General features: G+C 49.2%; 14 protein-coding genes. 5 read left to right on the top strand and 9 right to left on the bottom strand.

The annotated features are described in order from the left end of the window. The 3 genes from BSZ31_RS12780 to BSZ31_RS12790 all read left to right on the top strand — a co-directional run. A partial coding sequence (locus tag BSZ31_RS12780; protein ID WP_369907271.1) for a helicase-related protein occupies positions 1-556 on the top strand: 556 nt, incomplete at its 5' end. Positions 557-683: 127 nt separating this feature from the next. Further along, positions 684-1,409 carry a hypothetical protein gene (locus tag BSZ31_RS12785; RefSeq protein ID WP_105029063.1) on the top strand — a complete coding sequence of 242 codons (726 nt, stop codon included), beginning with the start codon at positions 684-686 and terminating at the stop codon, positions 1,407-1,409. 217 nt (positions 1,410-1,626) lie between these two features. Further along, positions 1,627-1,935 (top strand): hypothetical protein, encoded by a 309-nt coding sequence (locus BSZ31_RS12790; protein WP_008249208.1) that lies wholly within the window; start codon positions 1,627-1,629, stop codon positions 1,933-1,935. A gap of 55 nt (positions 1,936-1,990) precedes the next feature. Here the strand turns inward: BSZ31_RS12790 and BSZ31_RS12795 are convergent, their stop codons facing one another. The 9 genes from BSZ31_RS12795 to BSZ31_RS12835 form a co-directional block, all read right to left on the bottom strand. After that, positions 1,991-2,983, bottom strand: coding sequence for a patatin-like phospholipase family protein (locus BSZ31_RS12795; RefSeq protein ID WP_146106689.1), 993 nt, complete (start codon positions 2,981-2,983; stop codon positions 1,991-1,993). Positions 2,984-2,998: 15 nt separating this feature from the next. Beyond that, positions 2,999-3,361: a copper-binding protein gene (locus tag BSZ31_RS12800; RefSeq protein ID WP_240605710.1), complete on the bottom strand. Its 363-nt coding sequence runs from the start codon at positions 3,359-3,361 to the stop codon at positions 2,999-3,001. 35 nt (positions 3,362-3,396) lie between these two features. Continuing rightward, positions 3,397-3,927 carry a DUF411 domain-containing protein gene (locus BSZ31_RS12805; RefSeq protein WP_105029065.1) on the bottom strand — a complete coding sequence of 177 codons (531 nt, stop codon included), beginning with the start codon at positions 3,925-3,927 and terminating at the stop codon, positions 3,397-3,399. Then, complete coding sequence (locus tag BSZ31_RS12810) at positions 3,924-4,451, bottom strand: plastocyanin/azurin family copper-binding protein (RefSeq protein ID WP_105029066.1); 528 nt, start codon at positions 4,449-4,451, stop codon at positions 3,924-3,926. The genes BSZ31_RS12805 and BSZ31_RS12810 overlap by 4 nt, the downstream gene beginning before the upstream one ends. Before the next feature lie 10 nt (positions 4,452-4,461). Next, positions 4,462-5,877, bottom strand: coding sequence for a multicopper oxidase family protein (locus tag BSZ31_RS12815; protein WP_105029872.1), 1,416 nt, complete (start codon positions 5,875-5,877; stop codon positions 4,462-4,464). Positions 5,878-5,896: 19 nt separating this feature from the next. Further along, entirely contained in the window at positions 5,897-7,312 is a 1,416-nt protein-coding gene (locus BSZ31_RS12820) for a TolC family protein (protein WP_105029067.1), read from the bottom strand. Beyond that, positions 7,312-7,638: a hypothetical protein gene (locus BSZ31_RS12825; RefSeq protein ID WP_105029068.1), complete on the bottom strand. Its 327-nt coding sequence runs from the start codon at positions 7,636-7,638 to the stop codon at positions 7,312-7,314. Before BSZ31_RS12825 ends, BSZ31_RS12820 begins: the two co-directional genes overlap by 1 nt. 52 nt (positions 7,639-7,690) lie before the next feature. Continuing rightward, complete coding sequence (locus tag BSZ31_RS12830; protein ID WP_105029069.1) at positions 7,691-8,071, bottom strand: hypothetical protein; 381 nt, start codon at positions 8,069-8,071, stop codon at positions 7,691-7,693. A gap of 64 nt (positions 8,072-8,135) precedes the next feature. Continuing rightward, on the bottom strand, positions 8,136-8,465 hold the full coding sequence (locus BSZ31_RS12835) for a hypothetical protein (protein ID WP_105029070.1): 330 nt from the start codon (positions 8,463-8,465) through the stop codon (positions 8,136-8,138). Positions 8,466-8,633: 168 nt separating this feature from the next. Here BSZ31_RS12835 and BSZ31_RS12840 point away from each other — a divergent pair, with 168 nt between their 5' ends. Both BSZ31_RS12840 and BSZ31_RS16935 read left to right on the top strand, forming a co-directional pair. After that, positions 8,634-9,329 (top strand): heavy metal response regulator transcription factor, encoded by a 696-nt coding sequence (locus BSZ31_RS12840; RefSeq protein ID WP_105029873.1) that lies wholly within the window; start codon positions 8,634-8,636, stop codon positions 9,327-9,329. A 2-nt stretch (positions 9,330-9,331) separates the two neighbouring features. After that, the coding region (locus tag BSZ31_RS16935) for a hypothetical protein (protein WP_168426976.1) at positions 9,332-9,760 on the top strand (429 nt) is incomplete at its 3' end.

Here is a 9,760-nt window from a genome sequence, read left to right on the forward strand (position 1 = left end):
TTCAAGTACATTCGCGCAGTCCGTGAAAGTGGTCACCTACAGAGATCACGATGCTTCGAAAACAATTGATGCTTTTAGGTACTCTAATGAACAATGGATTGTTAGCGTTGGGATGATTAGCGAGGGTACTGATATTCCAAGGTTGCAAGTGTGTTGCCACCTCAGTATTGTCAAAACGGAAATGCATTTCCGACAGGTTTTGGGTCGAATATTGCGTATGACCAATGATGTCGATAAAGATGGTTGGATGTTTGTTTTTGCTGAGCCAACTCTAGTCGAATTTGCAAATGAGCTTCACCATGAAATCCCGGAGTCTCGTGTTGTTCAATTTGATGGTTCTCGCCCACATGTAGCCGCCGAGCAGAGGATTGGCAGGGCTTTTGATGCTTCAACAAAGCTCAACGACTATTCGGAAATTCGCTGCAATGATGACCTGCACCTAACGCCTCAACCAGAGATCTTCGATTCAGAACCAGCGAGGTCTTCCCGTGCTCGGTTGGAATGGGCTGGTCAGTTTAGAGAGCAGATCATTGCAACATTCAATTCATCATTTTAGGGGTGGTCATGTTTTTTGTGCTGGTGAAATCGATACCTCTTTGTGCACCCTCGCCTTCTGTTGATGCGTCATAGAACTGACGGCATGTTATTTTTACATAAATTTTCCGTTTTGAAAGGGGTGTGGATTGGGCACTGTTACACGTATAAATGAAGGTGACTGGAGTGACGGTACCTCATTGTGGCGGTATATGGACATCTATGGATTTTTGAGTCTCCTTACCGGACAGAAGCTGAAGTTTACGAATCTTTCTGAATTTGAAGACGGTTTTGAAGGCCGCATGCCCTTTAGCAATTCAGCAACTCTGAATATTGACTTTTCCGACGACAGCAAATGTTTCTCGAGATCTGTCGACGAAGTTGTTGCCCTTACGGAAAATCTAGAAAGTATCCGCAAAAGAACATGGGTGACGAGCTGGCAGCAATCTGACGATGAGTGCTCCTTGATGTGGCGAGTTTACGGTAGCAGACAAAACGGAGTTGCTTTAAAAACTACTGCTGGTGATTTAATTGCTGCACTTGATCCGACCAATGACTACATTGTTGGTCCGGTTAAATATATCAATTACATCCTCGATAGAGTCCCCGATGAGCAAAACTTTTTCTTCACGTTTCACAAGCAGCAAGGTTACTTCGCTGAGCAGGAATTTCGCATCGCTCTAACCGAATCCCATGAAAGTTTTGATGACAAACCTCAGTTCGTTCAGTTTGATTTGAACAAGGCCCTGGAAAAGATAGTGCTCTCTCCATGGGCAGAGAAGTGGCAGTTAGATGCGTTAAAAGAAGTACTGAGATCTTTCATGTTGGATCCCAACCTGATCGGATATTCATCAATATTGAGAGTTGGGAAATGATCTTTCCCTTGATTAATTCGATCTTGCTTGCGACATTATTTCAACGCGATCATATTTGGTTCCGGTTGTGGTTACCGGTTAGTGTTCTGGTGTATTACAAATTTGTAATTCAATTGAGAGGATCTGGTCATTCGCCCCTGCGTAAAGTGTGAGTCATGCCAACGCTTGATTGAAAGCAAAGGCAAAACCCAAACTGATACACTCAAGGAGAATTACCATGAAAACACGTCAATTGATCGCATCCACAGTGTTTGCCATTTCCGCAACGCTTCCAGCTTTTGCCTTGGCCAGCGGCCCTACAGATCACGGTGATGGCACCGACCATGTGGCACTGATCAGCCAAGGCAAACTGGCCACCCAAGCAACGGTGCTAAAAGAGTATCAACAAGCGGTAAAAGCAGATCAGTTCAACCCTCTGGCCGGAGATTCGACAGTGTTGGTACACGAATTCGAATCGTCGAAGTCACGGGCTGAGGTACTGAGTGAGATCAAAAGCGTTGATCTCACAGAAGGCGATGCAAGCTAATGAAGGGGTTAAGGGTTGGTGTTAATTCGCCGCCAACCCGTGCATAATTAACAAATCACTTCAGCAGTTTTTCAGCTTTCCGAAGTTTTTCTTTGGCTTCCAAATAACCTGTTTTAAATACCCAATGACGATCATTCAAACCCAGTTGACCAACATTGGTTAACTGAGGGGCGATGATCATTGTCGCCTGTAACATCTCCAGTTCTTTGATTCTAAAACTCGATATCAAAAAGGTTTGAAACATCAAATCGGTAAGCGTAGAGACCTCAGCAAGCTCGGGGGGATACACCACGTCTACGGCAAGAATTGGAAGATCACTCAAGCGTTTTGCCGGAACTATCGGCAGTGGAGAACTGGCCTGACCATCGATGTAAAGACGGCCATTAATGGAAGGTGGCGTGAAGATACCTGGAATTGTTGAAGATGCCCGCACTGCCTGGGCGACATCACCTGCATTAAAGACCACGGGACGACCTGTTTGGAGGTCTGTGGCCACTATGGCAATTGGTTTCGGGAGATCTTCAAATGTTTGAATGCCGAAATCCCTGCGCAATTGCCGTTCAAGAAACTGACCCGAAAAAACTCCAGCCTCGCCCTTTAAAACTGGCTGTCCCAGATTCGGTAACACGGGTACAAACAGATCACTGTTATTTAGTGATTCTGCACGTTGCATCATTTGATCGGCTGTATAGCCCAAGCCCCAGTACGCAGCCACCACAGCACCAGCGCTGGTGCCAATCACCATTCGGGGCTCAAGCCCCAATTCCTCCAGGGCTTTAAGAACTCCGATGTGGGCAAAGCCACGAACCCCTCCACCGGAGAGAACCAAAATAAAGCCCTCCTCCATTTTCTGTGTGCGGGTAGCACGCTCGGCGCTAAACCAAGGTTCCTTCTTTACTGTAACCGTTGGTTTGTGACTTTCCGGATGAACAAAATTTCCGACTGTTTGACAGGCGCAAAGCACCATTGCGGAACCCAGCAAACTCAACATCAATCCCAATTTACCCACAATGACCGATCCATTGGGAAATCCAGGTTTACTTTGCAATGGTGCTTCTCCTGATTACTGTTTCTTCTCGATGTGGGTGATGTTCATGTTTTGATCCACAGCAAAGAGAACATTGTCGCCCTTATTCAGGCCTTCCAGTTGCGCCGCCTCTTTGGCCGAGAAAACCATAGTCATAGGTGGCATTTGAAGGTTCTTGATTTCGCCATGCTTCAAGGTGACCTTACCAGTCTTCGGATCAATTTTTTTCACCTCGCCCTGCGTCATTTCCATGGTCTCGGACTGCTTCATCTGCATACCTTCCATGGACTTTTGCTCACCGGCTTTACTTGAATGGGAACCGTGATCTCCTCCGGCAAAGACCGAAGTCGAAATTGACAGCGCAACGATTGAAGCAAGTTTGATTAACTGGTTTTTCATGATTGTTTCCTTTCAATGTTTATTGAGTTACTTGTTCAAAATTGATCTTGATAGGTTTTTACTTCCGCATAAACGGACACACTTCCGTCCTTTTTCAGGAGTAACACCTGATAAGGCATGAATTTGTTGCCATATTCCATGCCAGGAGAGCCAACTGGCATCGCTGGAACGGACAGACCAAGTGAATCCTCGGGTGTTTCGTTCAGAAATTCCCTTATGTACTTGGCTGGAACATGGCCTTCAAACACAAAGCCATTCGCCGATACTCCTGTGTGACAGGATTGGTAATTGTTTTCGATACCGAACTGCGCCTTAATGCTGTCTAGGTCTTCGTGATTCGAATACTTCACGGAAAACCCCGATTTTTCCAAGTGTTTAATCCATTCGCCGCAGCAACCGCAGGTCGCTGTTTTGTGTACATGAATGGGTAAAATTTGATTGGCATCAGATTCTGTTGCAGCCACTGAGACTTTCTCAACAGTTGAGAAAGTCTCAGGTTTGATGGCAGCAAAAACACCCAATGCCAAAATTGCAGTTGCAATACCAACAAAAGCAATTCGCTTCACTTTTCAGCTCCAGAGGATTTGGCTACGCGCAGTGGTCCGCGCATACCTGCGTCAAAGTGACCTGCAATTAAGCAGGCAAACTCAAATTCGCCACTTCGGTTAAATGTCCATACCATCTCAGTGGTTTTGCCTGGGGCCACATGTGCCATGTAGGGTTCTTCATGCTCCATATTTGGAAATTTCTTCATTAAGTCGGCATGCTCCAGGTTCTTGTCTTTTGTCCCCAGAACAAACTCATGCATCAGCTTTCCTTCGTTCTTGACAATAAACTTCACTGTTTCACCTTCCTTGAACTGCAACGAGGATGGCTCAAAGCGCATGCTGTCGGACATTACGACTTTGACAGTGCGGTCTATCTTGGTCGGAGTACCGGCAATGCCCCAAGCGGTTTGCTCAAGAACTGGCTGTGCATTGGAATCTGACTTTTTGTGTTCTTGAGTGCCGTGCGCCAATACGGCCACGGGCAATAAAAGCCCAGCGCCAAGCAGTAGCGATAGGGAATGATTTGCGAATGATTTTTTCATGATTAACTCCTTAGTGGCCCGAATGGCCTTGAGGTTTTCTGACCTTCAACTCGATTGTTTCCTGAGGTCGATTGCTGGATTTCATGGCGGGTTTTCCTGCCTTGTCGGACGTAACTGGCTTGGGCATGTCCGGGCCTTCATATTCAAAGGCTACGGTTCTGGCCGGGTGCTTGTACCAACCTGGGTCCGAATAATCCCCAGGCTTTTGGTCTTTGCGCACTTTCAACATGCTGAACATGCCGCCCATTTCCACGGAGCCAAATGGACCATCGCCCGTCATCATGGGTATGGTGTTGTCAGGAATCGGCATCGTCATCTCGGTCATGTCGGCCATGCCCCGTTCACCCATCACCATGTATTCGGGAACGAGTCCCCGGGCTTTTTTGGTAATACCACGGTGATCCACTCCAATCAAGGTGGGAAGATCGTGCCCCATGGCATTCATGGTGTGGTGGCTTTTGTGGCAATGAAAGGCCCAATCGCCTTCCTCATTGGCCAGAAAATCAATTTGACGCATTTGCCCCACGGCGATGTCAGTGGTCACCTCGGGCCAACGGCTGCCTTTGGGTGTGGGGCCGCCATCGGTGCCGCTTACCTCGAATTCATGGCCGTGCAGGTGAATGGGGTGGTTGGTCATGGTCAGGTTACCAATCCGTATGCGCACCTTGTCATTTTTTCGAACACACAAGGGCGAAATTCCCGGAAAAACGCGGCTGTTCCAGGTCCACAAATTGAAATCCAGCATGGTCATGATTTTCGGTGTGTAGGCACCGGGATCAATGTCATAGGCGTTCAACAGGAAACAGAAATCCCGGTCCACGTTGTCAATCAAGGGATGTTTGTTTTTGGGGTGAGTCACCCAAAAACCCATCATGCCCATGGCCATTTGCACCATCTCATCGGCATGCGGGTGGTACATGAAGGTGCCGGGGCGCTTGGCCTCGAACTCATACACAAAGGTTTTGCCGGAAGGAATGGCTGGTTGGTTCAGGCCCGCAACGCCGTCCATGCCATTGGGCAGGCGCTGGCCATGCCAGTGCACGCTGGTGTGCTCAGGCAGTTTGTTGGTCACAAAAATACGAACCCTGTCGCCTTCAACCACTTCAATGGTGGGGCCTGGGCTTTGACCGTTGTAGCCCCAAAGGTGAGCGACCATACCCGGTGCCATTTCACGCACCACAGGTTCTGCCACCAGGTGGAATTCCTTCACGCCGTTGTTCATGCGCCAAGGCAAGGTCCAACCATTCAAGGTGACCACTGGGTTATAGGGCCGCCCAGTGTTGGGGGTTAATGGGTCCATGGTGTCAGGCGAGGTCTGAATGACGGGCTCGGGCAGCGCGGCCATTGCCACTTTGCTGACACTGGCTGCCGCCACCGCACCACCGGCCATGCCGGCAAACTTGAAAAAATCTCTTCTGGAATTCATTGTGCTTACTCCAAATCTTTTAATGACCAGCAGCAGCATCAGCCGCTGGACTCTGGGCGCCCATGGAAAGCTTCACATTGCTTGGACTGCCCATCAATGCGGCATCCAGGGCCAGTTGAGCTCGCAGAAAGTTCGCCGATGCATCAATGGATGATTCAATCGACCGAACCTGATTGCGACTGTCGGCCAGTAGCTCAAAAGTACCAATCAACATGCCGTTGTAACGAAGTGTGTTTTGCTCAGCCAAGGTATCGAGCATGGGAACCACCTCGGTTTGGTAGTGCTTGGCAATGTCATAAGCGGTGCGGTAATTGGTGTAACTTTCCCGCAGGTTTGAATCGACATTTCTCATAACAGCCTCCAGCGTGTTGCCCTTGGCCAGCAACTCAGCAGTCAATGCATCTCGCCGCAAACCACCCCAATCAAACAGGGGCAATCGAATGTCCAGCTCAAAACCTTTGGGATTGGTTTTGGTGCCAGTTGCGCTGTCGAACACAGAATTGCGACGAATACCGAGCTCAATATCCACAAACGAGCTCACTGTTTCCACTCCAGATACTTTCAGTGCGGCATCGTAAGCTTGCTTGGCCATTTGAACATCGAGCCGCGCCGTGGCTTGTCTGGAGACTTCCTCAGGCTTTTTCACAGTGGCGGGCAGGTCTGGCAAGCGATCTGGAAGTTTCAGTTTTTCAAACTGCTGTGCATCAAGCCCGAGCACCCGAACCAGTTTTTCCCGGGTAGATGTAGCCTCCTGACGTGCCATGGCCAAGCCAAGCGCAGCATCGGAATAAAACATTTGCTGACGAATGCGTTGAATAATCGTGAAGTTACCCACTTCTTCCATGCGTTTGGCCAATTCAGCACTGGCTTGAGCATTCTCGAATACTTGCTCCGCATATTGCTGTTTTTGCAAAGCGACCACTGCATCGACCCAAGCTGAGCGCGCTTGAGCCACTTGCCCAATTACATCGCCAGCCAACTGCAGTTGAGCTCGCTCAATTCGAAAAGTTGCAGCCTGTTGACGCCAGGGAAGCGTGACCAGATCGAGCAAACCAAAACTGAACAATCGTCCAATTTCAAGTTCATCCCCAACTGTTATTCGTTCGAAATTAAAGATTGGATTGGGAATTCGACCCGATTGGGCAGCCAATGCAGACTCGCTATAGCCCCGAGCCAGCAAAGCCTGGAATTCAGGACTGTTCACCAACATCAGTTCAACTGTCGAATTCAAGTTCAGTGGTTTTTTCAACAGCGCATCTGCCTGCCCTCGCAGCTGCTTGCGCTGCTCATCATTCAGAGCAAGAACCACTTTCTTGTCGGTCATGGACGCTGTGGTTTCATTCAGCTTGGTCATGGATTGATCCATGTTGACAGTGGCGCAACCAGTCAAACCTGCAATCGCCAAGGCCATTGCCGTGTATCTCAAGGTTTTCATCAATGCCCCCCTTGGTGAGCTTCACCGGGGTTCATGGGCTTTTTCATCTTGCTCATGTCATGCCCCATGCCGCTATCCTGCATGGGTTGCTGGTCTTCACCATCTTTCAGGTAAGGCTCACGGGCGTAATATTGCCAGCCACCAATTTTCTCGACATTCTGATTGGCCCCCACCCAATCACGGTCGCCTTCCTTGGGCTTCCATGTTGAGTAGTTCTCAAAGGCTGATTGATACTCAATCTGCAAACCCTCTGACTGGGCATTTGCAAACCCTGTGCTTGCTGCGAGAACTGAACCCGCAAGCAGTAATTGAATAGCCGTGCGCATACACGTACCTCCACCGATAAAATGAAATCAAGAAATGAAATTCAGAATTGGCTTAAGCCAGAATGGGCGGTCGGTAAGGCAGCGCCAGGTCGGCACTGGGCAGAATTGAAGAGAAAGAAACGGAGAAAAGGCGTTTGGACTCGATCAAACCAACTTCAACCACTGGCAGGTCGAGTTTTGCCTTGTAGATGGCATCGCAACTGCAACAGGGCCTTTCTTGGGACTCATGGTCGGCTGAAGCCGGGTGTAGTCCGTTTCCGGCCGAGGTGTGTTCAGCGCAATGATCCAGAATTGACGGGGATGGGCTGAACTCACTGGCAGATTGCTCAACATCACCGGTATGACAACCCACCATGACCGCGAGCGCCGTACCCTGAAAAATGACAGAGGCGGCGATTACAAACATCAACAGTGATTTGATCACTTTGGTCATGGTTGGGCGGTCCGGTTCTTTGTCAAAAGAATAACATCGCTTTCGCAGATGTCAAACCTTGCCTTTAGTTCGAATTAGCAAGACGACGCTCTTCTAGAGTTTGGCTTTGCAATTCACGCAGCACCTCCTGACGGGATTTTCCAGAGCGTGAGTTGCCCCAATCAGCGTGTGTGGTCCCATCACCGCTGGCTTCAGAACCAATGATGTTTGCGCTGTAGCCGCGAAATCCCTTGCTGGCGTGTGACGCAGATTTCGCTGGATCTTTGTATCCCAGATGGGGTTCATACACCGCATCGCCCTGACCGGGGTGGAAGGCAGCATCGGCAAGTGCCACTGCAGGTGCAGCAATCGCGAAGGTGGTAATCAAAACAGCGGCGATTTTAATATTTTTCATGATGATCTCCCGATTGACTCGAATTGGAGGGTTGTTTTTCTAAACCCATGCCTTCAGTCTAGTCAGGGGCACATGTCAGCTACCTTCCCGGTACATTACAAATATGTAATCTTCACCAAATTCGGGGTGGTTATACTGTGCTTCGGTGCACCAAATGAAGACAATTCAATGAAACTACTTTTGATCGAAGACGACCTGCGGCTGGCCGATTACCTAAAGAAAGGATTGACCGAAGAAGGTTTTGTGGTCGATTTGGCGCGCAATGGGATTGATGGTTTGCATTTGGCCACGCAGGGGCTATACGAAGTGATTGTTCTTGATGGCATGTTGCCTGACATTGATGGTTTGGCCGTGTTGAGCGCCCTGCGCCAATCAAAAAGTATTCCGGTACTGATGCTTACAGCGCGCGCCATGGTTGAGGACAGGGTAAGCGGTCTGAAAGCCGGCGCAGATGATTACTTGGTAAAACCCTTTGCGTTTGCCGAGCTGGTGGCCAGGCTTCACGCCTTGGGGCGTAGAACATCGACCGTAGCTACCGAGAGCCAGACAACCTTGTTGACATTGCTGGATCTGGAATTGGACGCAGTACGCCGCACCGCCAAGCGCGGAGGCAAGGATTTACGGTTAACTGCGAAAGAATTTTCTCTACTTTGGCTACTACTGCGAAGAAAGGGCGAAGTCATCAGCCGCACAGAAATCGCTGAGCTGATTTGGGATATGCATTTTGACAGCGAGACCAATGTGATTGATGTGGCGATTCGCAGGTTGAGGATTAAGCTGGACGATCCGTACGAAATCCCTTTGCTTCATACCGTTCGCGGCATGGGGTACGTTCTCGAAATCAGGACCCAGGGCAAGGAGTGAGCGTGAAATCAATTTCCAGAGCCACCATCGGTTTGACCAGCTCCGTCAGTGTACTGGGAGTGGTGTTACTCGCTGTACTCGTGTATTGCTGCATCCACTATTGGCAGGCCAGGCAACAGGAGGAAACTGCAAGCCGTGCGCTTCATGCAGTTGAACACCTTTTACTAAAACCTACTTCCGAATATTCACCCGAAGACGTGAAACATGGCCTGGAAGAAGTGTTGGGTGGGCAAGGTCGAACCCAAGCCCGAGTTGTTGACAGCCAGGGCAATCGCATGTTCGGGCCAGAGGTGTTCTTCAACGGAGAGGGATCTATTCGGGAATTCTCTCAAGTGTTTGAAACAGAACTTCCCCAACTGCAAGCCAAACGGGTTGAACTGGCAGTAAGCACCGTAGATGACGAACGTTTTCTGAACTTCATTTCAGAAATA

This window comes from Limnobacter sp. SAORIC-690 (assembly GCF_002954425.1).
Lineage (GTDB): Bacteria > Pseudomonadota > Gammaproteobacteria > Burkholderiales > Burkholderiaceae_B > Limnobacter > Limnobacter profundi.

Excerpts from the sequence above, each read along its gene's own strand:
- BSZ31_RS12790 (WP_008249208.1), top strand. The coding sequence starts at position 1,627 with ATGAAAACACGTCAATTGATCGCATCCACAGTGTTTGCCATTTCCGCA.
- BSZ31_RS12800 (WP_240605710.1), bottom strand. The coding sequence starts at position 3,361 with ATGAAAAACCAGTTAATCAAACTTGCTTCAATCGTTGCGCTGTCAATT.
- BSZ31_RS12810 (WP_105029066.1), bottom strand. The coding sequence starts at position 4,451 with ATGAAAAAATCATTCGCAAATCATTCCCTATCGCTACTGCTTGGCGCT.
- BSZ31_RS12815 (WP_105029872.1), bottom strand. The coding sequence starts at position 5,877 with ATGAATTCCAGAAGAGATTTTTTCAAGTTTGCCGGCATGGCCGGTGGT.
- BSZ31_RS12820 (WP_105029067.1), bottom strand. The coding sequence starts at position 7,312 with ATGAAAACCTTGAGATACACGGCAATGGCCTTGGCGATTGCAGGTTTG.
- BSZ31_RS12825 (WP_105029068.1), bottom strand. The coding sequence starts at position 7,638 with ATGCGCACGGCTATTCAATTACTGCTTGCGGGTTCAGTTCTCGCAGCA.
- BSZ31_RS12830 (WP_105029069.1), bottom strand. The coding sequence starts at position 8,071 with ATGACCAAAGTGATCAAATCACTGTTGATGTTTGTAATCGCCGCCTCT.
- BSZ31_RS12835 (WP_105029070.1), bottom strand. The coding sequence starts at position 8,465 with ATGAAAAATATTAAAATCGCCGCTGTTTTGATTACCACCTTCGCGATT.
- BSZ31_RS12840 (WP_105029873.1), top strand. The coding sequence starts at position 8,634 with ATGAAACTACTTTTGATCGAAGACGACCTGCGGCTGGCCGATTACCTA.